The sequence below is a fragment of the Streptococcus parasanguinis genome, from assembly GCF_016648925.1.
Lineage (GTDB): Bacteria > Bacillota > Bacilli > Lactobacillales > Streptococcaceae > Streptococcus.
Map to the genome: position 1 here is coordinate 1 of NZ_JACLQX010000021.1, position 22976 is coordinate 22976.

24 protein-coding genes are annotated in these 22976 nt (G+C 42.7%); 22 read left to right on the forward strand and 2 right to left on the reverse strand.

Annotation, left to right across the window (positions count from 1 at the left end):
• Positions 1 to 191 precede the first annotated feature (191 nt).
• The 17 genes from H7T97_RS07870 to H7T97_RS07950 all read left to right on the forward strand — a co-directional run bounded on the left by H7T97_RS07870 (position 192) and on the right by H7T97_RS07950 (position 14631).
• Positions 192 to 638: a LytTR family DNA-binding domain-containing protein gene (locus H7T97_RS07870; protein WP_003004160.1), complete on the forward strand. Its 447-nt coding sequence runs from the start codon at positions 192 to 194 to the stop codon at positions 636 to 638.
• A 4-nt stretch (positions 639 to 642) separates the two neighbouring features.
• On the forward strand, positions 643 to 1338 hold the full coding sequence (locus tag H7T97_RS07875; RefSeq protein WP_201089987.1) for a LiaF transmembrane domain-containing protein: 696 nt from the start codon (positions 643 to 645) through the stop codon (positions 1336 to 1338).
• A 118-nt stretch (positions 1339 to 1456) separates the two neighbouring features.
• Positions 1457 to 1645: a 50S ribosomal protein L28 gene (rpmB, locus tag H7T97_RS07880; protein ID WP_001140948.1), complete on the forward strand. Its 189-nt coding sequence runs from the start codon at positions 1457 to 1459 to the stop codon at positions 1643 to 1645.
• A gap of 289 nt (positions 1646 to 1934) precedes the next feature.
• Positions 1935 to 2300, forward strand: coding sequence for an Asp23/Gls24 family envelope stress response protein (locus H7T97_RS07885; protein ID WP_003004393.1), 366 nt, complete (start codon positions 1935 to 1937; stop codon positions 2298 to 2300).
• Between the two features lie 2 nt (positions 2301 to 2302).
• The gene (locus H7T97_RS07890; protein WP_070665167.1) at positions 2303 to 3967 is read left to right on the forward strand and encodes a DAK2 domain-containing protein; all 1665 of its coding nucleotides are present in this window, start codon (positions 2303 to 2305) and stop codon (positions 3965 to 3967) included.
• A gap of 284 nt (positions 3968 to 4251) precedes the next feature.
• The gene (locus tag H7T97_RS07895; RefSeq protein WP_049483529.1) at positions 4252 to 4806 is read left to right on the forward strand and encodes an SP0191 family lipoprotein; all 555 of its coding nucleotides are present in this window, start codon (positions 4252 to 4254) and stop codon (positions 4804 to 4806) included.
• A 135-nt stretch (positions 4807 to 4941) separates the two neighbouring features.
• Positions 4942 to 5133 carry a hypothetical protein gene (locus H7T97_RS07900; RefSeq protein WP_070665169.1) on the forward strand — a complete coding sequence of 64 codons (192 nt, stop codon included), beginning with the start codon at positions 4942 to 4944 and terminating at the stop codon, positions 5131 to 5133.
• Positions 5134 to 5205: 72 nt separating this feature from the next.
• Positions 5206 to 6123 (forward strand): ABC transporter ATP-binding protein, encoded by a 918-nt coding sequence (locus tag H7T97_RS07905; protein WP_201089989.1) that lies wholly within the window; start codon positions 5206 to 5208, stop codon positions 6121 to 6123.
• Positions 6092 to 6832: an ABC transporter permease gene (locus tag H7T97_RS07910; RefSeq protein ID WP_070665171.1), complete on the forward strand. Its 741-nt coding sequence runs from the start codon at positions 6092 to 6094 to the stop codon at positions 6830 to 6832. Before H7T97_RS07905 ends, H7T97_RS07910 begins: the two co-directional genes overlap by 32 nt.
• Positions 6829 to 7926, forward strand: coding sequence for a sensor histidine kinase (locus tag H7T97_RS07915; RefSeq protein WP_070665173.1), 1098 nt, complete (start codon positions 6829 to 6831; stop codon positions 7924 to 7926). The genes H7T97_RS07910 and H7T97_RS07915 overlap by 4 nt, the downstream gene beginning before the upstream one ends.
• A gap of 1 nt (position 7927) precedes the next feature.
• On the forward strand, positions 7928 to 8527 hold the full coding sequence (locus H7T97_RS07920; protein WP_049485788.1) for a response regulator transcription factor: 600 nt from the start codon (positions 7928 to 7930) through the stop codon (positions 8525 to 8527).
• A 188-nt stretch (positions 8528 to 8715) separates the two neighbouring features.
• Complete coding sequence (locus H7T97_RS07925; protein ID WP_003004603.1) at positions 8716 to 10416, forward strand: acetolactate synthase large subunit; 1701 nt, start codon at positions 8716 to 8718, stop codon at positions 10414 to 10416.
• A complete protein-coding gene (ilvN, locus tag H7T97_RS07930; protein WP_003010242.1) occupies positions 10409 to 10885 on the forward strand; it encodes an acetolactate synthase small subunit in 477 nt (158 codons plus the stop codon). Before H7T97_RS07925 ends, ilvN begins: the two co-directional genes overlap by 8 nt.
• A 68-nt stretch (positions 10886 to 10953) precedes the next feature.
• On the forward strand, positions 10954 to 11976 hold the full coding sequence (gene ilvC / locus H7T97_RS07935; RefSeq protein WP_003004157.1) for a ketol-acid reductoisomerase: 1023 nt from the start codon (positions 10954 to 10956) through the stop codon (positions 11974 to 11976).
• Positions 11977 to 12052: 76 nt separating this feature from the next.
• Positions 12053 to 13303, forward strand: coding sequence for a threonine ammonia-lyase IlvA (gene ilvA, locus H7T97_RS07940; protein ID WP_021154480.1), 1251 nt, complete (start codon positions 12053 to 12055; stop codon positions 13301 to 13303).
• Between the two features lie 110 nt (positions 13304 to 13413).
• Complete coding sequence (locus tag H7T97_RS07945; RefSeq protein WP_195529687.1) at positions 13414 to 14307, forward strand: SPFH domain-containing protein; 894 nt, start codon at positions 13414 to 13416, stop codon at positions 14305 to 14307.
• 108 nt (positions 14308 to 14415) lie between these two features.
• The gene (locus H7T97_RS07950) at positions 14416 to 14631 is read left to right on the forward strand and encodes a capsule biosynthesis transcriptional regulator (RefSeq protein WP_003004771.1); all 216 of its coding nucleotides are present in this window, start codon (positions 14416 to 14418) and stop codon (positions 14629 to 14631) included.
• A gap of 119 nt (positions 14632 to 14750) precedes the next feature.
• Here the strand turns inward: H7T97_RS07950 and H7T97_RS07955 are convergent, their stop codons facing one another.
• Both H7T97_RS07955 and H7T97_RS07960 read right to left on the reverse strand, forming a co-directional pair.
• The gene (locus H7T97_RS07955) at positions 14751 to 15491 is read right to left on the reverse strand and encodes an amino acid ABC transporter ATP-binding protein (protein WP_003010256.1); all 741 of its coding nucleotides are present in this window, start codon (positions 15489 to 15491) and stop codon (positions 14751 to 14753) included.
• Positions 15491 to 17053, reverse strand: coding sequence for an ABC transporter substrate-binding protein/permease (locus H7T97_RS07960; protein WP_070505441.1), 1563 nt, complete (start codon positions 17051 to 17053; stop codon positions 15491 to 15493). Before H7T97_RS07960 ends, H7T97_RS07955 begins: the two co-directional genes overlap by 1 nt.
• A gap of 117 nt (positions 17054 to 17170) precedes the next feature.
• On the opposite strand from H7T97_RS07960, the gene H7T97_RS07965 reads away from it, so the two are divergent.
• The 5 genes from H7T97_RS07965 to sufC all read left to right on the forward strand — a co-directional run bounded on the left by H7T97_RS07965 (position 17171) and on the right by sufC (position 22956).
• Positions 17171 to 19078: a DUF2207 domain-containing protein gene (locus H7T97_RS07965; RefSeq protein ID WP_195529688.1), complete on the forward strand. Its 1908-nt coding sequence runs from the start codon at positions 17171 to 17173 to the stop codon at positions 19076 to 19078.
• A 108-nt stretch (positions 19079 to 19186) separates the two neighbouring features.
• The gene (locus tag H7T97_RS07970) at positions 19187 to 20023 is read left to right on the forward strand and encodes an undecaprenyl-diphosphate phosphatase (protein WP_013904699.1); all 837 of its coding nucleotides are present in this window, start codon (positions 19187 to 19189) and stop codon (positions 20021 to 20023) included.
• A 135-nt stretch (positions 20024 to 20158) separates the two neighbouring features.
• Positions 20159 to 20896 (forward strand): adaptor protein MecA, encoded by a 738-nt coding sequence (gene mecA / locus H7T97_RS07975; protein ID WP_201089991.1) that lies wholly within the window; start codon positions 20159 to 20161, stop codon positions 20894 to 20896.
• Positions 20893 to 22050 (forward strand): glycosyltransferase family 4 protein, encoded by a 1158-nt coding sequence (locus H7T97_RS07980; protein WP_023919310.1) that lies wholly within the window; start codon positions 20893 to 20895, stop codon positions 22048 to 22050. Before mecA ends, H7T97_RS07980 begins: the two co-directional genes overlap by 4 nt.
• Positions 22051 to 22185: 135 nt before the next feature.
• Positions 22186 to 22956 carry a Fe-S cluster assembly ATPase SufC gene (gene sufC / locus H7T97_RS07985; protein WP_201089993.1) on the forward strand — a complete coding sequence of 257 codons (771 nt, stop codon included), beginning with the start codon at positions 22186 to 22188 and terminating at the stop codon, positions 22954 to 22956.
• Positions 22957 to 22976: the final 20 nt, after the last annotated feature.

The window sequence follows — 22976 nt, forward strand, 5'->3', positions numbered from 1 at the left end:
CCCTACTCAACTGTGCGGAGGTGGGACGACGAAATCGAATTCTAACGAATTACCGATTTCTGTCCCACTCTCTCTTTTACTTCTCAAAAATTACCTCTTGATGGGGAAAACGTTCCGCTTACTGAAAAGCCCTTGTTTTGTTTTCAACAGCTGTTATAATGGTACTATCAAAACGTTGGGAAAGGAGTTTTATGAAAGTTAGAATCGAATTGGATCCATCTATGGACGAGCCTGAGATCTTGATTCGAGCTCCGCGCTTGACCCCGGAGTTGACCCAGCTGCAAGAGAGAATCCTAGAACAAAAGGTCGCTCCTTTGGCCTTCTACAAGGATCGAAGTGAGTATTTTCTGGATGTGGCATCGATCCTCTTTTTTGAGACGGACGGGGAGAAGATTTTTGGGCACACCAAGGACGAGGCCTATGAGGTTAAGCAGAAGCTCTATGAGTTGGAGGAGCTGCTTCCCATCGCCTTTTGTCGGATATCCAAATCCACCATTGTCAACGCCAAGCAGATCTATTCTCTAGAAAAGTCTTTTTCAGGAACCAGCACGGTCAATTTCTATCAGACCCATAAGCAGGTTCACGTATCCAGACGCTACTATCAACTCTTAAAAGAACGACTAAATGAAATGAGGTAATATCATGAGAAAAAAATTAATCGGAGTATTCTTAATCCTTTTAGCAGCCTTAATCCTTTTACAGGGCTATTTTGTAAAATGGGACATCAGCATCTGGACCTTAGCTTGGGTTACCTTGCTTGCCGTCCTGTCCCTCTCTAGTTTCTTAAAACGCCATTTTGGTTGGGGCTTCATCTATGGACTTTTAGCCCTCTTTTGTCTCAATGGGCAATACCATTTCCTTCCGGTGTCCAATTCGGTTGTCATCCTTTCCTCAATTCTCGCTGTGATTGGGCTCAACATTTTGTTTAAACCCTCTAAGAAAACAAAAGTCCGCCTAGCTTCCTATTCTGCTGGGTCCTTGAGTAAGTCGGATGGCAATGACATTGATGTCACTTTTTCAACAGTGACAAAATATCTCAATGACCAACACTTTACCCGCGGAAGTGCAGATGTGAGTATGGGAGAAGCATCGGTTTATTTTGACAATTGCCGCATCGAGGGTCCATCTGCTCAGTTTGTTGTCGATGTTTCCCTTGGAAGTTTGAGTCTCTATGTACCAAGTGATTGGCGTGTCCATTTAAATGTGGATAATTCCCTCTCAGCGATCCAACATCAGGAAAATCCAAGTGCTCTGACAAGCAAGGATTTCTACATTACGGGCGATGTTTCCTTAGGAAATCTGGAAATTATCTATGTCGGAGCGAATTCGTTTTCTTAAGTCGGAAATGAAAAACTTTGGCCAAAAGCTTGCCAAGAGAGATTTTTTTTGGTAATATAGTACGGTATGTGGTGCTAGCACATCCGTTATATTAGATCTAATAGGAGGAAACACAGAAATGGCTAAAGTATGTTATTTCACAGGTCGTAAGACTGTATCAGGTAACAACCGTTCACACGCTATGAACCAAACAAAACGTGCCGTAAAACCAAACCTTCAAAAAGTAACTGTCCTTATCGATGGTAAACCTAAAAAAGTTTGGGCTTCAGCTCGTGCATTGAAATCTGGTAAAGTAGAACGCGTTTAATAAAGAAAGAAGGCTGGGCATAAAGTGTCCAGCCTTCGCTTTTTGATAGGAATAGTAGTATGACGCAGTGGTTGATTGGAACTACTCATGTTTGAAACATTCGTACTTCCTAATCAACTGTGCGGGGGTGGGAAAACGAACTCTTTTGAACGAATCGGAGTTCTTTCCCACTCCCTTTTCTTTTTCTCTAGAGACAGCTGTCACAGTGGGAGAAGAATAGTCCCTACCCTTTTACAGTTGATCTCTTTTATGGTAAAATAGAATATAAAATACTTTTGAGGTAGAAATTATGACAGTAAAAATCAATACAAAGGACGGTCAAATTGAATTGACTGATGAGGTTATCGCAACTGTTGTAGGCGGTGCCGCTACTGAAATCTTCGGTGTGGTTGGAATGGCCAGCAAAAATGCGATCAAAGATAATTTCCAAGCCCTCCTAGGGAAAGAAAACTTCTCTAAAGGTGTTGTTGTCAAAACAACGGAAGCAGGAACTATCGCAGTTGATGTTTACACTGTTTTGAGCTATGGAACAAAGATTAGCGAAGTCTCAAAAAATATTCAAGAACGTGTGAAATTTAGTTTGGAAAATCAACTTGGAATCACTACGGATACTGTGAATGTCTATATTCAAAATATCAAGATTGTGGGAGAATAATCGTGGCTAATATTACTACAAGTTTATTTCAAGAAATGGTTCAAGCGGGGGCTACGCGCTTAAATAAACAAGCGGAATATGTAAACTCTTTGAACGTCTTTCCTGTACCAGATGGAGATACAGGGACTAATATGGGAATGACCATCGAAAATGGGGCCAAAGAAGTATCTGACCGTTCTGCATCAACTGTTGGAGAAGCGGCAGGGATCTTCGCTAAAGGTCTCTTGATGGGGGCGCGTGGGAACTCAGGAGTCATCACTTCTCAATTGTTCCGCGGATTTTCTCAAAGTGTCAAAGACAAAGAAGAATTGGATGGAGCAGCACTTGCAGCAGCCTTCCAGTCTGGGGTAGAAGTTGCTTATAAAGCCGTTATGAAGCCAGTTGAAGGGACTATTTTGACGGTTTCTCGTGGAGCAGCTATCGGGGCCAAGAAAAAAGCAGAATCTACCAACGATGCAGTAGAAGTCATGCGTGCCGCTCTTGAAGGAGCTAAAACAGCTCTTGCGAAGACTCCAGATATGTTGCCAGTCTTGAAAGAAGTTGGCGTGGTAGACTCTGGTGGTCAAGGTTTGGTCTTCATCTATGAAGGATTCTTGTCAGCTTTGACAGGTGAATTCATCGCTTCTGAAGAGTTCCAAGCAACACCTGCAACCATGTCAGAAATGATCAATGCAGAACACCACAAGTCAGTTGCTGGCCATGTGGCTACTGAAGACATCAAGTTTGGTTACTGTACAGAAATCATGGTCGCTTTGAAACAAGGTCCAACCTATGTCAAAGACTTCGATTATGATGAATTCCGTAACTATTTGAACAACCTTGGGGATTCCCTATTGGTGGTGAATGACGATGAGATTGTCAAAGTTCACGTCCATACAGAAGATCCAGGTCTTGTCATGCAAGAAGGTCTTAAGTACGGAAGCTTGGTCAAGGTGAAAGTCGACAACATGCGTAACCAACACGAAGCGCAAGTTGAAAAAGAAGAACGTCAAGCGAAGCCAGTTGAAGAAAAAGAATATGCCATCATCGCAGTAGTTGCTGGTGATGGATTGGCTGATATCTTTAAAGCGCAAGGGGTTGATTACATCATCTCTGGTGGTCAAACCATGAACCCATCAACAGAAGACTTTGTCAAAGCAGTTGAAGAGTTGAATGCGCGCAACATTATTATCTTGCCAAACAACAAAAATATCTTGATGGCGGCTCAATCTGCAGCAGAAGTGATTGATCAACCTGCAGCAGTTGTTGAGACCAAGACCATCCCTCAAGGATTGACTAGTCTTCTTGCCTTTGATGAAAGCAAGTCGATCGAAGAAAACTACGAACGCATGAGCGCTTCATTGAGTGATGTTGTGTCTGGTAGTGTAACGACAGCAGTTCGCGATACCACTATTGATGGGCTTGAAATCCATGAAAATGATAATCTTGGAATGGTCGATGGCAAAATCGTTGTTTCAAATCCAGATATGATGGAAACCTTGGAAGAAACATTCGCTCATATGTTGGATGAAGACAGTGAAATTGTGACCATCTATGTCGGTGAAGACGGCAGTGAGGAGTTGGCAAATGAATTGGCCCAAGCCCTTGCTGAAAAATACGAAGATGTAGAAGTAGAAATCCACCAAGGTGGCCAACCTGTCTACCCATACTTGTTTAGTGTAGAATAATTGAACAGAAGGTTCCTTTCGGAACCTTTTTTTGTATATAGAAAAACGAGGAGATTCCCTATGAAATCAGCGTGATTCAGAGGAATTGAGATTGAAGTGACCCCTACACGGAAGCTTTATTCGTGAGAAAAAGAGGTTTCTGCAAAAAGTCTCACATTCATCAGTTTTTTATTCAAATGGAAGAGCTTGAAAAGAGGGGGAAATGGTTTGAGAAGTGGAGTTTTTAGACAAGAAAGATGCGATATGTTATACTGGTATCAGTATGTGAAAGGAGAGTTATAAAAATGAAGAAATTTTTTGTAACCCTTGGGCTAGCCATTTTGGTATTGACTGGTTGTTCGCAATCCCAAACAAAGAAAACTACAACCGCTAGCTCATCTAGCAGTTCCTCTGTTAAAAAAGAAGTAAAAAATGAAGAAAAAACCACAACCTTAGTAGGAGATATCAATGGAACAAAACACCGGGATATCATCAAGTCTAAGGGAGACAAGGTTGAAAACCTTCGCATCGAAGTGACGGCCGATCTGCCCCAACAACTTGGGACCATCGCAGCAGAAAAGTCACCTGAAGAGCTCACAGCAGCCATTCAAGCTTTGCTGGAGCAAAATGAAGACTATAAGAAGCTAAAAACCGTTCCCGGTTTTAGTTTGGAATACACAGTCACCCCAGAGAAAAAATTGCTCTCAACCAGTGTGATTGACATCAACCAAATTGATGCCAAGTCTCTAGAAGAAATTTCTTACTTCAAAGATGCTGGTCTCAATGATTTGAAAAACATGAAGGCAGATGCCTTGGTCAAGGCCTTGAAACTGCATGGCATGAAAGAAGAAGGCCAGTAAGAAGAATAGAAAAAGTCGAGTGAAGTCACTCGGCTTTTTTTAGTGACTTTTGTCATGTGAGCCAGTGACAAAATTATCTAGTGGCTGTTATTTTCTTTCGCTATAATATAGTCAGAAAGTAAGAGGTAAGGAAAAATGAAACAATGGTTCTATAAAGTGTTTACGTTAACAGTGGTGGGGATGGTCGTCTATTTGATCTTTTCAAAGGATGATAGTCTCTATTACCATTTTCCTTGGGAATTATTTGCTGGGATTGGCATCATGAGCTGGGCAGTCCAGGAAGTTTTGAAAATGGTCAAGGCGGTTAAAAAGGAAATGGAGCAATGAACAAAACGGGAGTGACCTTGGTTGTTTTTGTCATCATTCCAGCTAGCCAAGCCTGCTTGAAAGGAGAGTATCATGAGCGTCATTAGAGTAGAGAACTTGAACAAAAGTATCAAAGGAAAGGTGATCCTAGAAGATCTTTCTTTTGCGGTTGAACGGGGGGATTGTCTGGCCTTGATCGGGCCAAACGGAGCTGGGAAAACAACCTTGATGAACTGTCTTCTGGGAGATAGGAAGGCGACTTCTGGGATCATTGAAGTAGAGGGGAAGGCTCCTGGTCATCCTCAGTTGAAGGCTAGTGTAACCTATCTCCCTCAAGAGAATGCCATCGTTCAAAAGTTAACCGTGCAGGAACTGATCAACTTCTTTCGCTCTATTTATCCCCAACCCTTAACAGGGGAAGAAATCGATGATTTATTACGTTTTAGCTCAGAACAAAAGAAGCAATTGGCTAGTAAGTTGTCTGGTGGTCAAAAGCGTCTCTTATCTTTTGTTCTAACCTTGATTGGTCGTCCTAGCTTACTTTTCTTAGATGAGCCAACTGCGGGAATGGATACGTCCACTCACCAACGCTTCTGGGAGATCGTCGGGCATTTAAAGGAAGAGGGTGTGACCATTGTCTATTCTTCGCATTACATCGAGGAAGTAGAGCACACGGCTGATCGAATTTTGGTCTTGCACCAGGGCCATTTGCTTCGGGATACGACACCTCTCGCTATGAGAAGCGAAGAGGTAGAAAAACATTTTACCCTGCCTTTGCGCTACCAAGCTCTAGTGGCAGAGATGAAAGACGTTGGTGAAGTGGTCATTAAACCCGATGCCCTTCAGGTTGTGACACGGGATGCTAATCGTTTGTGGAGGCGATTGCAAGAAGAAGGATGTTCGATCCAAGAAATCGAAGTAACCAATCGAAGTTTATTGGATTCTATTTTTGAAAATACAAAGGAAGTAGGTAGAGAAGATGAAACGCATGAAAGCTCTCGGCGTGGTTGAGTGGCATTTGACCAGTCGCCAGGCCATTTATTACTTGTTATCAATTGGGATGCCCACGGCCTTTTATCTCTTCTTTTCAGGGATGTACCAGGACACGCCAGGGGCCCCCGCTCACTTTATGAGGGATTATCTCCTCTCCATGACGGCTTTTTCCATGATGTCTACGGCTATCTTTTCTTTTCCAACCGTTCTTGAAACCGATCGACTCAATAATTGGCAAAAAGTCTTGCACCATACCCCCGTATCTATGGTAGAATATTATCTAATAAAGGTTGTGGGTCTCTTTGTCGATTTTCTCCTATCGATTGGAGTTGTCTTTACCGTGGGCCATGTGGTGCGGCATGTGAATATGTCCCTACAGGATTGGGTCTTAGCAACCTTCCTTCTCATCTTAGGAAGTCTAGCTTTTGTAGCGATCGGTCTGGTCTTGACCCTGCTTCCTTCTAGTCAATTGATGTCTGTTGTGGGGAATCTCCTTTACATGGGACTGGCTGTCATGGGTGGACTGTGGATGCCCATTAGTCTCTTTCCAGAATGGATGCAAGCCATTGGCAAATGCTTACCAACCTATCAATTGATGGAACTGATTAAGACCTTTTTAAACAAGGGGCAGGTTAATGTCTTTGCGAGTGCCTATTTAACCTTGTTTACCCTGGTCTTGTTTGCCCTTGTTATCGTCTATCGTCGTCATTCTGAGGTTCGTTCATGATTGAAAAACTCAAACATATTCACCATATGTTTTACGTAGGCTTAATCTTTATGGCCTTTCCCTTTGCTTCTATTTTCTTGGGGCAGATTCCCTGGTGGCATTTCTTTTTAGCCATCTTCTTTATGATAAGCTATCTAGGAATCCTCATTACTGAAAATAAGAAACTGACCTGGCTTTTTTGGATTTATCTTCTGCTGTATATTGCAGGAAATACCTTTTTTGTTGGAACTAGCTTTTGTTGGTTTTACTATTATCTGAGCAATATTTTGCTCTATCGTTTAGGGATTCGCGATTTTCGCTCGCCCTTTCTTTGGACGGCTGTTGGATCACTACTGATCCTTTTTGGAGCCCTGTTATTTAATAGGGAGATGAGAGAAAATGATTGGCTTTTTGTCCTGATCGTCTCTTTGTTTATCGCGGTTATGACCTTTAGTATGGTTCGGATGGAGATGATGGAAGAGTTGAAAGCTGACCATGCCAAGCAAAACGCCCAGATCAATCTCTTGCTGGCAGAAAACGAGCGCCATCGGATTGGCCGTGATCTGCATGACAGTCTAGGACACACCTTTGCCATGCTGAGTGTCAAGGCGGACCTAGCTGATCAATTCTTGGCATTGGGCCAGGTTGAGAAGGCTAAGGAGCAGGTGCAAGAGATTCAAGCCATCAGTCAAGAGTCCATGCACCAAGTCCGAGAGATTGTCGAGAACTTGAAGCAGCGAACCCTGGCAAGAGAGCTAGAAACCGTCAAGCAAATGCTGGAAGTGGCGCAAGTAAAAGTGGAGATTCAAAATGAGCTTGATACAGCCAGCATCTCGCCGATTCTAGAATCTGCTCTGGCCATGGTATCTCTGGAATTAGCTACCAATATGATCAAACACGCCAAAGCGACGCAGGCTCTTCTCTCTTATCGCTCCACCGAGACAGGAGTGGAAATGGTCGCAGAAGACAATGGCATCGGCTTTGACAAAGTTTCCGACAAGGACCTGCACTCGATTCGCGAACGGATTGCCTTGTTGGGAGGAGAGCTGGAGATCAGTCATCAACACAAGCCGACCCGGATAGAAATACGGATCCCCTATCAAGAAAGGAAATAAGATGCGCTTATTAGTTGCTGAAGACCAAAGTATGTTGCGCGATGCTCTCTGTCAGCTCTTGCTCCTGCAAGAGGATGTGGAAGATGTCTTGCAGGCTGGCGATGGACAAGAAGCTATTCGCTTACTCGAAACCCATCCAGTTGATATTGCTATCCTAGATATTGAGATGCCCATCAAAACAGGGCTAGAAGTGTTGGAATGGGCCAAAAGCCAACAACCCCAGCTCAAGGTTGTCATCGTTACCACCTTTAAGCGGCCGGGCTATTTCGAGCGGGCCCTCAAGGCTGGAGTTGATGCCTATGTCTTGAAAGAACGTCGCATCACAGATTTAATGGCGACTCTTCATGCAGTATTAGCAGGGCAAAAAGAATATTCGCCTGAATTAATGGAAGGGATTTTGACCCATCCCAATCCTCTAAGCCCTCAAGAAAAGGCAGTTTTAAAAGAAGTCGCAAAAGGGGCTTCTAACCAAGAAATTGCTGATCGCTTATTCCTCTCAAACGGGACCATCCGCAATTATATGTCAACCATTCTGACCAAATTGGATGCGGAAAACCGGACTGAGGCAGCAAAAATTGCCCAAGAAAAGGGTTGGTTATAAGGAAGAAAAGTTTCTAGGAGTTCCTAGGGACTTTTTTTCTGATAGACCTAGCATTTTTAGAAAAACTCTCATTATTCGGATTTGGATAGAAAATTCAGAAAATTTACTATTTTTCCTTGAAATATTTTCTAAAAATGGTATGATAGTAGCATGCTAATTTGATATACAAAGTACTGGAAAGGAGAGACATGGAGAAAATTACCTTAGAAACTGCAAAAACCGGTTCAGAGCTCGTTCTTGAAACCCTGCGTGATTTGGGCATTGACACGATTTTTGGTTATCCTGGTGGAGCGGTTTTGCCTTTATACGATGCCATCTATAGCTTTGAGGGTATCCAGCATATCTTGGGTCGTCATGAACAAGGATGCTTGCATGAGGCTGAAGGCTACGCTAAATCAACTGGAAAGCTGGGTGTCGCAGTCGTCACTAGTGGACCGGGGGCTACCAATGCCATTACAGGGATTGCAGATGCCATGAGCGATAGCGTTCCCCTATTAGTCTTCACTGGTCAAGTCAATCGTGCTGGGATCGGGAAAGACGCCTTTCAAGAAGCGGATATCGTGGGAATTACCATGCCCATTACCAAGTACAACTATCAAGTACGTGAGACGGCAGATATTCCGCGAATTATCACAGAAGCTGTCCATATTGCGACGACTGGACGCCCTGGTCCGGTGGTAATTGACCTTCCAAAGGATGTGTCTGCTTTAGAGACAGATTTTATCTATGAACCAAGTGTGAAGCTTCCAAGCTACCAGCCTACCATTGAACCCAATGAATTGCAGATCAAAAAGATTTTGAAGCAATTGAGTAAGGCTAAAAAACCAGTTCTTCTTGCTGGTGGTGGGGTGAGTTACGCTGGAGCTGCAAAAGAGTTGATTGCTCTAGCAGAGCGCTATCAGATTCCAGTAGTGACCAGTCTGTTAGGTCAAGGAACGATTGCGACCAGTCATCCTCTTTTCCTAGGGATGGGAGGAATGCACGGATCCTTCGCGGCCAATATCGCTATGACAGAGACAGATTTCATGATCAGTGTTGGTTGTCGATTTGATGACCGTTTGACAGGGAATCCAAAGACTTTCGCTAAAAATGCTAAGGTTGCCCATATTGACATTGATCCTGCAGAGATTGGGAAGATCATTGCTGTCGACATTCCTGTTGTTGGCGATGCAAAGAAAGCCTTGCAACAGTTGCTAGCAGAGCCAACGGTTCATAACAACACAGAAAAATGGATTGAAAAGGTGACCCAAGATAAGAACCGGGTTCGTTCATACGACAAGAAAGAACGGGTTGTGCAACCACAAGCTGTGATCGAACGCATCGGAGAGTTGACCAAGGGTGACGCTATTGTCGTCACAGACGTTGGACAACACCAAATGTGGGCGGCTCAATACTATCCTTACCAAAATGAGCGCCAATTGGTAACATCTGGTGGTCTAGGAACGATGGGATTCGGTGTTCCTGCAGCTATCGGAGCGAAAATTGCCAATCCAGATAAAGAAGTTGTTCTCTTTGTCGGAGATGGTGGTTTCCAAATGACCAACCAAGAATTAGCGATCTTAAATATTTATAAGGTTCCGATCAAGGTCGTTATGCTCAACAACCACTCGCTTGGGATGGTCCGTCAATGGCAAGAAGCCTTCTATGATGGTCGGACGTCAGAGTCAGTCTTTGATAGCCTTCCGGATTTCCAATTGATGGCGCAAGCTTACGGGATCAAGAATTATAAATTTGATAATCCTGAAACTCTTGAGAAGGATTTGGAAGTCATCACAGAAGATGTACCAATGTTCATCGAAGTAGACATTTCTCGGAAAGAGCATGTCTTGCCGATGGTACCAGCTGGTAAGAGTAATCATGAGATGTTGGGGGTGAAGTTTAATGCGTAGAATGTTAACAGCCAAACTTCAAAACCGATCAGGTGTTCTGAACCGCTTTACTGGAGTCTTGTCGAGACGTCAAGTCAATATCGAAAGCATCTCTGTTGGCGCAACAGAAAACCCTAATGTATCGCGGATTACCATTATCATTGATGTTGCTTCGCATGATGAAGTAGAGCAAATCATCAAACAGCTCAACCGCCAAGTGGATGTGATCCGTGTCCGGGATATCACTGATAAACCACACTTGGAGCGCGAAGTGATCCTGGTGAAAGTTTCTGCACCTGCTGAGAAGCGGGCGGAAATCTTGGCCATTATTCAACCTTTCCGTGCGACCGTGGTCGATGTAGCCCCAAGCTCTATCACCGTTCAAATGACGGGAAATGCAGAAAAGAGCGAAGCCCTCATTCGTGTTATTCGACCGTATGGGATTAAAAACATCGCCCGCACCGGTGCAACCGGATTTACTCGAGATTAATTCTCACCTTAACATTGTTAACCCCGCCTTAAAAAGGCAAATAATAAAATAGAAAAGAGATTTTACTTATGGCAGTTCAAATGGAATACGAAAAAGACGTTAAAGTACCAGCACTTGATGGTAAAAAGATCGCCGTAATCGGTTATGGTTCACAAGGTCATGCACACGCACAAAACTTGCGTGATTCAGGTCATGATGTCATCATCGGTGTGCGTCCTGGTAAATCATTCGATAAAGCAAAAGAAGATGGATTTGAAGCTTACCCAGTTGCAGAAGCAACTAAATTGGCTGATATCATCATGATCTTGGCACCAGACGAAATCCAAAAAGATATCTACAAAGATGAAATCGCTCCAAACTTGAGCGCTGGTAAAGCTCTTGGTTTTGCCCATGGTTTCAATATCCACTTTGGTTACATCAAAGCTCCTGAAGACGTAGATGTCTTCATGGTTGCACCAAAAGGACCAGGTCACTTGGTACGTCGTACTTACACTGAAGGATTTGGTGTACCAGCACTTTACGCTGTCTACCAAGATGCTACTGGTAATGCGAAAGACATTGCAATGGACTGGGCAAAAGGTGTTGGTTCAGCACGTGTTGGTCTTCTTTCAACAACCTTCAAAGAAGAAACAGAAGAAGATTTGTTTGGTGAACAAGCCGTTCTTATGGGTGGTTTGACAAGCTTGATCGAAGCTGGATTTGAAGTTTTGACAGAAGCTGGTTATGCACCTGAATTGGCTTACTTCGAAGTCCTTCACGAAATGAAATTGATCGTTGACTTGATCTACGAAGGTGGCTTCAAGAAAATGCGTCAATCATGTTCAAATACTGCAGAATTTGGTGATTTCGTAACTGGTCCTCGTGTTATCGGTCCAGAAGTAAAAGAAAACATGAAAGCTGCCCTTGCTGATATCCAATCAGGTAAATTTGCACGTGAATTCGTTGAAGACCACGATGCTGGTTTCCCACGTTTGAAAGCCTTCCGCAAACAAGCTGAAGAACTTGAAATTGAAAAAGTTGGTGCTGAATTGCGTAAAGCAATGCCATTCGTTGGTCAAAACGACGATGACGCCTTCAAAATCTACAACTAATTGTCTGTAGAAGACTAAGCAAGTTGGGACACCCTAGCTTGCTTTTTTGATCAATACACAGCAACAGAGGTATGAAATGATAACAGCAAAAGATGTGGCTAAGGCCCATAAAATATTAAGTGGAGTCGTTGTCAATACGCCCCTTGAATACGACCACTATTTATCTGAAAAATATGGGGCAAAGATTTATTTGAAAAAAGAAAACGCCCAACGTGTTCGTTCGTTCAAGATTCGTGGAGCGTATTTTGCAATTTCTCAACTCTCTAAAGAAGAGCGTGAGCGTGGGGTGGTGTGTGCTTCTGCGGGAAACCATGCGCAAGGAGTTGCTTATACTTGTAATGAAATGAAGATTCCAGCAACCATCTTCATGCCGATTACAACACCGCAACAAAAGATCGGCCAAGTCCGCTTCTTTGGTGGGGACTATGTAACGATTAAGTTGGTGGGGGATACCTTTGATGCATCAGCTAAGGCGGCCCAAGAATTTACTCTCGCAGAAAAACGGACCTTTATTGACCCGTTTGATGATCCACACGTACAGGCTGGCCAAGGAACAGTGGCCTATGAAATTCTTGAGGAAGCTCGAAAAGAATCGATTACCTTTGATGCTGTCCTTGTTCCTGTTGGTGGAGGAGGCCTCATTTCAGGTGTTTCTACCTACATCAAAGAAACAGAGCCTCGGATTGAGGTCATTGGGGTAGAGGCTGAAGGAGCGCGCTCCATGAAGGCTGCTTTTGAAGCAGGTGGTCCCGTCAAATTACCAGAAATCGATAAGTTTGCAGACGGGATTGCTGTGCAAAAAGTGGGACAATTGACTTATGAAGTGACCCGTCAACATGTGGAAACTTTGGTTGGGGTCGATGAAGGCTTGATTTCAGAGACCTTGATTGATCTTTATTCCAAACAAGGGATCGTAGCTGAACCAGCAGGAGCGGCCAGTGTGGCATCCCTTGAAATCTTGCGCGAATACATCAAGGGGAAAACCATTTGTTGTATTATCTCAGGTGGGAACAATGACATCAACCGTATGCCTGAAATGGAAGAACGGGCTTTGATCTACGATGGGGTCAAACACTACTTTATCGTCAACTTCCCACAACGTCCGGGAGCTCTTCGCGAATTTGTAAATGATATCTTAGGGCCAAATGATGATATCACACGTTTTGAATACATCAAGCGTGCTAGTAAGGGAACAGGCCCTGTCTTGATTGGGGTTACTTTGGCCAATAAGCATGACTATGCAGGTTTGGTCAATCGTATTGAGCGTTTTGATCCGTCTTTCATTAACTTGAACGGCAATGAAACTCTCTATAATATGCTGGTCTGAGTATCATGCAGAAATAATCGACTATTTAAGCAATATATTTTTATGGAATATATTGCTTTTTTATGAAGACTTGTGATATGATATGCGTAAATTAAAAGGAGGAATTTTTTATGCCTGGATTTTTTATCTTTATTTTATTCTTGCTAATGGTTGCAGGATTCATTGTGATTAGCTCACTATATGTGGTCAAGCAACAATCAGTTGTCATCATCGAGCGTTTCGGACGTTATCAAAAAATTAGCGATAGTGGCATTCATATGAGAGCGCCTTTTGGCATCGATAAAATTGCCGCACGAGTTCAATTGCGCGTCTTGCAGAGTGAGATCGTGGTTGAAACAAAAACTCAGGATAACGTGTTCGTTACCATGAATGTGGCGACGCAATACCGAGTGAACGAAAGCAACGTAAAGGATGCCTACTACAAACTCATGCGTCCAGAATCACAGATTAAATCATACATTGAAGATGCTCTTCGTTCTTCTGTGCCTAAGTTGACCTTGGATGAATTATTTGAGAAAAAAGATGAAATCGCTCTTGAAGTTCAAAAACAAGTGGCAGAAGAAATGTCAACTTATGGATATATTATTGTTAAAACCTTGATCACCAAAGTTGAGCCAGATGCCGAAGTGAAACAATCCATGAACGAGATCAATGCAGCGCAAAGAAAACGCGTGGCAGCTCAGGAATTGGCAGAAGCAGACAAGATTAAGATCGTTACTGCTGCCGAAGCAGAGGCGGAAAAAGACCGTTTGCACGGGGTTGGTATTGCCGAGCAACGGAAGGCCATTGTCGATGGATTGGCAGACTCTATTAAAGAGTTAAAAGGTGCGAATGTAGACTTGACCGAAGAACAAATCATGTCTATTCTCTTAACCAACCAGTACTTAGATACCTTAAATAATTTTGCAGATAAAGAAGGGAATAATACGATTTTCCTACCAGCAAACCCTGATGGCGTCGAAAACATTCGTACACAAATATTATCAGCCCTGAAAGCAAAGTAAACTTTTTATCATTTTTTAAAAAAGGTTCGTATTTTCAGCGATTTTAGTTGACAAAATGTGCAAAAAAATTTATATTAGTATTGGAAATAATAATATAGGAGAAAGATCATGGCTAAATCGAACTTTGAAAAAGTAGAATCAGTTGTTGGATGGGTACGTGATAAGAAAATTACAGGGTATCGTATCAGCAAAGAAACAAATGCCCGTGAAATGTCTATCATTGCCTTGGCTCAAGGACGTGCAAAAGTAAAGAACATCTCGTTTGAAACTGCACTTGGATTGATTGATTTTTATGACAAAAATCATCAAAAATTTGAAGATTAATTTGTTGTTCCAATTGAAAACCAGAGAGTTTCCTCTCTGGTTTTTTTCTATGCCTTAAAAGAAGAGGAGGTACAAAAAACAGCTTGCTTCCATACTGGTAAGCAAACTGTTTCAAGAGATTAGTGTAAGAAGCGTTGAAGGAATTCCTTGGTCCGTTCTTCTTTGGGATTACTAAAGATTTCTTTTGGATCTCCCTGCTCAGCAATGACCCCCTTGTCCATGAAGATGACACGGCTAGAGACATCACGGGCAAATTCCATTTCGTGGGTTACGACGATCATGGTCAAACCTTCTTTAGCGAGGTCCTGCATGATCTTCAAAACTTCCCCAACCATTTCAGGGTCCAGGGCGGAAGTTGGTTCATCAAAGAGGATGGCATCAGGATCCATGGAAAGGGCACGCGCGATAGCAACCCGTTGTTTTTGGCCTCCTGAAAGTTGTTTCGGACGGGCAGCCCAATATTGAGATCCCATACCGACTTTTTCAAGGTTTTCTTTGGCAACTTTTTCTGCGGTTTCACGATCACGCTTGAGGACGGTCGTTTGTGCAACGATCGTATTTTCTAAGACATTTAAATTTTCAAAGAGATTAAAGCTTTGGAACACCATTCCCAATTTCTCGCGGTAGTGGGTAAGATCATACTCAGGATCAAGAACATTTTGCCCACGATAGAGAATCTCTCCGGCAGTAGGAGTCTCTAGAAGATTGATGGAGCGAAGAAAGGTTGATTTTCCGCTACCAGAGCTCCCGATGATGGAGATTACCTCTCCTTTTTCAACCGTGAGCGAAATATCTTTCAAAACCTCATTTTGACCATAAGATTTTTTTAAATGTTGGATTTCAAGAATTTTTTCTGCCATTATTTCACCTCCTTGACTTGCATTTGATTGGCACCTGTAGTATAAGTATCAGAATCTAAGCGACGTTCGATGTAGCGAAGAATTCGTGTGATGGTAAAGGTGAGAACGAAGTAAATCACAGCGATGATCGTAAAGGTTGGGAAGTATTGGTAGTTTTGAGTTGCGACCGTATTTCCTGTAAAGTACAATTCAACTACAGAGATAACATTCAAAACAGATGTATCCTTGATGTTAATAACAAATTCATTCCCTGTTGCTGGCAAGATATTGCGAACAACCTGTGGAAGGACGACCTTGCGCATGGTTTGTCCATGGGTCATTCCTAGAGCAGTCGCTGCTTCAAACTGACCTGGATCCACTGCTAAGATCCCACCACGAACAATCTCACTCATGTAAGCTCCGGTATTGATGGATACGATAAAGATGGCGGCCCAGGTACGATCCAAGGAAATGTTGAAGGCTTGGGCGGAACCATAGAAAATGACCATGGATTGAACGATCATCGGAGTTCCACGGAAGATTTCAATGTAGACATTGAGGAACCAACCAAAGGCAGTTTGACATCCAGCAAGGAATTTATTCTTAGCCTTCGGAGCTGTTCGGAAGACACCGATTAACAAACCGATGATCAAACCAGCAATGGTCCCTGTCATGGAGATGAGGAGGGTCATACCCGTTCCTCGTAAGAACTGTGGGCCATTATCCTTTAAAATCTTCATCATTTGGCTAAAGAATGTCTGCTTATCATCACTAGCATCACTGGAAGCTGGTTGCTTCTTAATCATATCATCCATGAGTTTGACTTGGTTTTCAGACGAAATCTTAGCTAGTGCGGCATTGACTTGGTCAATTCTAGTGTCGCCCTTCTTCATCCCGATAGCGATGGTCGCATCTTCTTCTCCAACTTCAAATCCTTTTTTGAATTGGATCATCTTAAATTTAGAATTAGCGGACTCAGCGGTTAGGGCTTCTGGTCGTTCGGAAACATAAGCATCGATGACGCCGGATTCAAGCGCTTGACGCATTTGAGCAAAGTCTCCCATGGCGGTTTCTTGTTTTGCCCCTTTGAGTTGAGAAATAAGCGAGTAGAGGTAGACCCCTTGTTGAGAGGTAACCTTTGCGTCCTTAAAGTCATCTAGACTAGTGGCATTCGCATAGTTTCCGTCTTTGCGGACCAGCATGACCGGCTCGCTGGTATAGTAGCTATTAGAGAAGGCGACCTCTTTTTTACGTTCAGCAGTGGGACTCATCCCGGCGATAATCATATCGATTTTACCAGATGTGAGTGCTGGAATTAAACCGTTCCAAGATGTTTTCACGATCAAAGGTTTTTTACCTAAATCCTCAGCAACTTTTTTGGCGATTTGGACATCGTACCCATTGGCATATTGATTGGTACCGTCAATTTTAACAGCTCCATTTGCATCATCTTCTTGGGTCCAGTTGAAAGGAGCGTAGGCCGCTTCCATTCCGATTCGTAAATAGTCATCTGCATGAGCAACCTGTGTGATCCCCAGGCAAATGAAAAGCCCTGTTAAGAGCGCGAATAATGTTTTTTTCATTTTTTCTCCTCTTCCTTATTTTAACTTCTCCTATTGTACAGTAAAATAGGTTGCATTTCAAACATGGTCCTCTTTTTATTTAAAAAATGCTATAATAATACAAAGGAGCGTGATCAAATGAAAAAGTATTTGTATGTTTTTTTTGCCTTTCTGGCCTGTCTTTTTGTCAGTCAGAATGTCCATGCATCTAGCCCATCTTATGATGTACTTTACTATGGTGGAACCTTGACCTTGGACACTTGGGACGACGCCACCTATGAGGAAGAACTGGTTTATTATTTCAAAGATTCTTATAGAGGGCAGTATGTTAGCCTAGGAACTGCGGGGAACATGCCACAAGGCTTTGCAATTGAGATACCGCCAAAGGTTGAGGTGGAAGGTCGTGATCTTCAAAGAGAACCCGAGATTACGAATCTAGGTGATGGCTACCGAGTGAAAATTTATAACAGTGGTGTAGCGACAGATACTGTCAAAATAAAAGTCACATGGAAATTAAAAAATCTCCTCTATTCACATAAGGATATCTTGCAGTTGAATTGGAAACCAATTACTGATGGCGATCAGAAGGTGGACGAAGTTCAGTTTCGTGTCATCCCTAAGTTTGCACCAGCTAATGCCCAATCGGAACTGTATATCCATACAGCCTTTATGGGACCGGATGTGACTGTAAAGAAAGAAGATGGAATCTATTCTGCCACTTTCTATAACCTAGGCAAAGGAAAGGCTGTGGAGTTGTATGGTTACTGGTTGAAGTCAGATCTAACTACTTTGTATGATTCTGGTCGAAATACAGGATTAACCAAATTGGATGAATTTCACAAGAACCAAGCTAAAATTGAACAGGAAAAATACTGGACACGCATGTTTTGGAACTGGATCTTGCCAGCCTTCATTATTGCACTCTGGCTTCTTTCTCTCTTGGGTCGCAATCGGTTCAAAAAAATGATTTGGCCTGGTGTGACCTATCCGACCAATACTAGTCTTTATGAGATTCCACAGGATATTGCACCTCTTGTTATGAGCTCGGTTGTTTATTCAGCTGAATTAGACGAGGCCTCCCCGACCAATAAAGAGAAGGCAACTCCGCCAGTGTTTACATTTGAAAAAATGCTTCAAGCTACATTGCTGGATTTGATGGATCGTGGAGTGATTGTCTACGAGCAACAAGGAAATGAAGTCGTTTTGACGAGAAAGTCTCATGGACATGTGGATGATTTTGAACGCTCCTTTATGAATATGGCTTTTGGGGATCAAGTTTCCTGTCCTGTTAACCGTCTCTTTGAGAATTATGAATTTAGTGATGATGTATACAAACATGCTAAAAAAGCAGATCAAGATGCGATTCGTTCACTAGGAAGTAAGGCTCAGGCTCGTTTTGATACGGCTGTCAACCAAGTGGCCCGAGATGTTCATCGCAAGGTGGAAGATCTCCATTTGCCAAGCTACTATCGCCCTTTAGAGGCAAATGAAGAAGCACAAGCTAGACGAAGTCTCTTCTTTGGTTGGGCTGCTTGGTTTATCGCTCTTGGAGCAGAAATCTTTGCTATCTTTGGGATGGGTTGGTTCTCTGTTCCTTGTTTGATAGGGATCCTCATACTTTGGTTTATGCCAGTGCGCTTCAATGGTGTCTTTAAAGCCTGCCTACGAGATGGGGTTGTCAATCTTGCGGGTGCTGAGCAACGCTATTACTGGGATAGTTTTGGTCGGATGTTGAAAGAGATTGCCCACCTCAACGATGCAGAGTTGCAGTCTCTGGTCCTATGGAATCGCTTATTGGTCTATGCGGCCTTGTATGGTGTAGCTGATCAGGTCACAAAGGTCATGAAACTTCGGAATATTCATTTAGAAAATCAAGCCTTAAACGCCTTCGTTTACACCCCGTTCTATCATGATGTGACCCACTCAAGTCATGCCATGTCTACTTATGGATCGACAGCATCGACAGCTAGTCATTTCACGGTTTCTTCTGGTAGTGGAGGAGGTTTCTCTGGCGGAGGAGGCGGAGGAGGCTTTGGTGCCTTCTAAGTAGCACTAAGAATGGTCTTGGTCGCTCTTTCCCTTCTAGTTTAGAAGGCCTGGTCCAGTCCATAGATTTATGATATAATAGAGCAAATGTAAGTTTAGGAGAAAAAGATGTTTCTGATCGAATTAATCAAGGCGGTTCTTTTTGGGATTGTCGAGGGGATTACAGAATGGTTACCGATCTCAAGTACAGGTCACTTGATTCTGTTACAGGATTTTGTGCAGTTTAAAAATCAAGATCCAGCCTTTATGGAGATGTTCAATGTTGTGATCCAATTGGGAGCGATCCTAGCGGTTGTGGTGATTTATTTCGATAAATTGTATCCCTTCAAACCTGGTAAATCTCCACTAGAAGTACGTCGGACCTGGCAATTATGGGCAAAAGTTGCGGTTGCAACCCTCCCTCTTGTCTTTGTTTTTAAATTAGATGATTGGTTTGAGGCGCATTTTCACAATTCGATTTCCGTTGCGATTATGTTGATCACCTACGGGATTGCCTTTATCTATCTGGAAAGACGAGAACAAGTTGAGCCAGCAGTAACGGAATTGCATAAGCTACCTTATCGAACAGCTCTTTATATCGGACTCTTCCAAGTTTTATCGCTATTTCCAGGAACAAGCCGTTCAGGTGCTACGATTGTAGGTGGCTTGATCAATGGTGTTAGCCGCCCAGTGGTGACAGAATTTACCTTTTATTTGGGGATTCCAGCTATGTTTGGGGCTAGCCTCTTAAAGGTTGGAAAATTCGCTCTTGGCGGACATTCGCTTGCACTGGGACAACTCTTTATTCTACTGGTAGCGATGGGAGTGGCCTTCGTAGTCAGCATGTACGCCATTCGCTTCTTGACAGATTATGTGAAAAATCATGATTTCACCGTCTTTGGGAAATACCGGATCGTTCTTGGTTCCATCTTGTTATTGTATGGACTCTTCCGTGTTATTTTCTAAGAGAACGGTTGAACTTGATCAAATTATTTTCTGAGGTTGGAGACTTTTGTCCCGACCTCTTTTCTATGCACCCTTTTTTTGAATTCTATTCAATTTTTTAGTATAATAGTAAGACTAGAAGTATGAGGTTATGCTATGAAGATGAAGCAAATTAGTGATTCAACAATTAAGATCACGATCCAACTAGAAGACTTAGAAGAACGTGGGATGGAAATTGCTGACTTCCTTGTCCCACAAGAAAAAACAGAAGAATTTTTCTACGCCATTTTGGATGAACTCGAAATGCCAGAAAGCTTCCTGGATAGCGGGATGCTGAGTTTTCGTGTGACGCCAAAACCAGATAAATTGGATGTTTTTGTTACCAAATCAAAAATTGACCAACAATTGGATTTTGAGGATTTGTCAGATCTTCCTGATATGGAAGAGTTGTCGCGCATGACGCCAGATGAATTTATCAAAACCCTAGAAAAAACAATCTCTGATAAGACAAAAGGGGATGCAGAAGCCATTCACCATTTGGAACAAGAAGAGTTACGTGACAATCAAGAACAAGATCCTACATCTGAAGCTCCAGTAAGTCAGTATATTTATTACATTTTGCGTTTTTCAAATATCCAACAAGCAGTTGCCTTTTCAAAAACGGTCAGCTTTCCAGTGGATACTTCTGAATTATACAAAATGGGGTCTGATTATTATTTAACTGTCTTGATCGATATAGAGGATCAACCAAATCAATATCCAACCTGGTTACTTGCTATCATTCGGGAGTATGCGGATGATTCAGAAGTGACACGGGCCGTTCTGCAGGAACATGGTCATTTATTAATGGTGTCTGGTGCGATTGAGAATTTGAAGAAAGTTGCTAGCTTATGATGTCCTTTTCCTTGCAATTTGTTCTGGTGCTGATTGGAACTTTTATGATTGCCTTGGTATTGACGCCCTTGGTTCGCCTATTCTCCTTTAAGATTGATGCCGTAGATTATCCGAATGCGCGTCGGATCAATACCAAGCCCATGCCAAGCGCGGGTGGACTGTCTATTGTGATTGCTTTTTCAATTGCGACTCTTGTGTTTATTCCTATGCTGACATCCACTACCGCACCAATCAAAAGTTACCTATCTTATACCTTGCCGGTCGTGGGCGCAGGATGGATTATCGCTCTCACAGGCTTGATCGATGATGTAAAAGAGTTGTCTGCCAAGAAAAAGATGATCGGCATCCTGCTGGCAGCGAGTCTGGTCTGGTTTTTGACAGATTTTCGTCTAAATGATTTTAAGATTCCGTTCGGTGGGCCCTTACTTCATTTTGAACCATGGCTTTCTTATCTTTTGACAGTGATTTGGATTGTTGCTATTACCAATGCGGTCAATCTGATTGATGGATTAGATGGATTGGTGAGTGGAGTCTCTATTATTTCCCTAGTAACAATGGGGATTGTGTCCTATTTCTTTCTACCAGTACCCAATCTCTTTCTGACCATGACGATCTTTGTCTTGGTTGCGTCCATCGCAGGTTTCTTTCCCTTTAACTACCATCCAGCTATTCTCTATTTGGGAGACACCGGTGCCTTGTTTATCGGATTCATGATTTCTGTTTTGTCCTTGCAAGGTTTGAAAAATGCGACAGCTGTTGCAGTAGTCACCCCAATGATTATCCTTGGTGTACCGATTACAGATACCTTTTTAGCCATTATCCGTCGGACCCTGTCTGGTCAAAAATTCTATAAACCGGATCGCAATCACTTGCACCACCGACTTCTGTCTCTGGGCTTGACACATCGGGGAACTGTATTGGTGATCTATGGAATCTCGATGATTTTCTCCTTGATTTCTCTCTTGCTCAACATCTCGAGTCGCATTGGGGGCGTCCTACTTGTGATCGGGCTCTTGTTTGGGGTAGAGTTGTTAGCAGAATTGATTGGGGTTCTGGGGCCACATCATAGTCCTTTGTTAAATGTTCTGCGCTATATAGGGAATTCTTCCTATCGGGAGGAAGTTCGTCAAAAACGAAAAGAAAAAACTAAATAAGAATAGTTCTAATCAAAAGAAAAGCCATTTAGGCTTTTTTTTGATATACTTGAAAGGTAAAAAAATACTTTGTGATGAAGGAATCTTTGCTTTGAGAAACCTTCCAGACTTCAAAGTAAAAAGAAAGGGAATGCAATGTCGACATTAGAAATTAAAGACCTTCACGTTGAAATTGAAGGCAAAGAAATTTTAAAAGGTGTAAACCTGACCCTAAAAACTGGTGAGATCGCAGCCATCATGGGACCAAACGGAACAGGGAAATCTACTCTGTCAGCTGCCATTATGGGAAACCCAAATTATGAAGTAACCAAAGGGGAGATTCTCTTTGATGGTGTCAACATCTTGGAATTGGAAGTAGACGAACGTGCACGGATGGGCTTGTTCCTTGCCATGCAATACCCTTCAGAAATCCCAGGGATTACGAATGCAGAATTTTTACGTGCAGCCATGAATGCTGGTAAAGAAGAGGATGAGAAGATCTCTATTCGTGATTTCATAAAAAAATTGGATGAAAAGATGGAATTGCTCAATATGAAAGAAGAAATGGCAGAACGCTATTTGAACGAAGGCTTCTCTGGTGGTGAGAAAAAACGCAATGAAATCCTTCAATTATTGATGTTGGAGCCAACATTTGCTCTTTTGGATGAAATTGATTCTGGTTTGGATATTGATGCTCTTAAGGTCGTATCTAAAGGGGTTAATGCAATGCGGGGTGAAAGTTTTGGAGCAATGATCATCACCCACTACCAACGTTTGTTGAACTATATTACTCCTGACGTAGTTCATGTGATGATGGAAGGTCGTGTCGTGCTTTCAGGTGGACCAGAATTGGCTGCACGCTTGGAACGGGAAGGATACGCCCAACTTGCAGAAGAACTCGGTTACGACTATAAAGAAGAACTATAACCTGATGACTAGTGATCTAA

Excerpts from the sequence above, each read along its gene's own strand:
- H7T97_RS07895 (WP_049483529.1), top strand. The coding sequence starts at position 4,252 with ATGAAGAAATTTTTTGTAACCCTTGGGCTAGCCATTTTGGTATTGACT.
- H7T97_RS07870 (WP_003004160.1), top strand. The coding sequence starts at position 192 with ATGAAAGTTAGAATCGAATTGGATCCATCTATGGACGAGCCTGAGATC.
- ilvN (WP_003010242.1), top strand. The coding sequence starts at position 10,409 with ATGCGTAGAATGTTAACAGCCAAACTTCAAAACCGATCAGGTGTTCTG.
- H7T97_RS07910 (WP_070665171.1), top strand. The coding sequence starts at position 6,092 with ATGAAACGCATGAAAGCTCTCGGCGTGGTTGAGTGGCATTTGACCAGT.
- H7T97_RS07900 (WP_070665169.1), top strand. The coding sequence starts at position 4,942 with ATGAAACAATGGTTCTATAAAGTGTTTACGTTAACAGTGGTGGGGATG.
- ilvA (WP_021154480.1), top strand. The coding sequence starts at position 12,053 with ATGATAACAGCAAAAGATGTGGCTAAGGCCCATAAAATATTAAGTGGA.
- H7T97_RS07885 (WP_003004393.1), top strand. The coding sequence starts at position 1,935 with ATGACAGTAAAAATCAATACAAAGGACGGTCAAATTGAATTGACTGAT.
- H7T97_RS07905 (WP_201089989.1), top strand. The coding sequence starts at position 5,206 with ATGAGCGTCATTAGAGTAGAGAACTTGAACAAAAGTATCAAAGGAAAG.
- H7T97_RS07920 (WP_049485788.1), top strand. The coding sequence starts at position 7,928 with ATGCGCTTATTAGTTGCTGAAGACCAAAGTATGTTGCGCGATGCTCTC.
- rpmB (WP_001140948.1), top strand. The coding sequence starts at position 1,457 with ATGGCTAAAGTATGTTATTTCACAGGTCGTAAGACTGTATCAGGTAAC.
- sufC (WP_201089993.1), top strand. The coding sequence starts at position 22,186 with ATGTCGACATTAGAAATTAAAGACCTTCACGTTGAAATTGAAGGCAAA.
- H7T97_RS07950 (WP_003004771.1), top strand. The coding sequence starts at position 14,416 with ATGGCTAAATCGAACTTTGAAAAAGTAGAATCAGTTGTTGGATGGGTA.
- H7T97_RS07965 (WP_195529688.1), top strand. The coding sequence starts at position 17,171 with ATGAAAAAGTATTTGTATGTTTTTTTTGCCTTTCTGGCCTGTCTTTTT.
- H7T97_RS07875 (WP_201089987.1), top strand. The coding sequence starts at position 643 with ATGAGAAAAAAATTAATCGGAGTATTCTTAATCCTTTTAGCAGCCTTA.
- H7T97_RS07970 (WP_013904699.1), top strand. The coding sequence starts at position 19,187 with ATGTTTCTGATCGAATTAATCAAGGCGGTTCTTTTTGGGATTGTCGAG.
- ilvC (WP_003004157.1), top strand. The coding sequence starts at position 10,954 with ATGGCAGTTCAAATGGAATACGAAAAAGACGTTAAAGTACCAGCACTT.
- mecA (WP_201089991.1), top strand. The coding sequence starts at position 20,159 with ATGAAGATGAAGCAAATTAGTGATTCAACAATTAAGATCACGATCCAA.
- H7T97_RS07945 (WP_195529687.1), top strand. The coding sequence starts at position 13,414 with ATGCCTGGATTTTTTATCTTTATTTTATTCTTGCTAATGGTTGCAGGA.
- H7T97_RS07925 (WP_003004603.1), top strand. The coding sequence starts at position 8,716 with ATGGAGAAAATTACCTTAGAAACTGCAAAAACCGGTTCAGAGCTCGTT.
- H7T97_RS07915 (WP_070665173.1), top strand. The coding sequence starts at position 6,829 with ATGATTGAAAAACTCAAACATATTCACCATATGTTTTACGTAGGCTTA.
- H7T97_RS07955 (WP_003010256.1), bottom strand. The coding sequence starts at position 15,491 with ATGGCAGAAAAAATTCTTGAAATCCAACATTTAAAAAAATCTTATGGT.
- H7T97_RS07980 (WP_023919310.1), top strand. The coding sequence starts at position 20,893 with ATGATGTCCTTTTCCTTGCAATTTGTTCTGGTGCTGATTGGAACTTTT.
- H7T97_RS07960 (WP_070505441.1), bottom strand. The coding sequence starts at position 17,053 with ATGAAAAAAACATTATTCGCGCTCTTAACAGGGCTTTTCATTTGCCTG.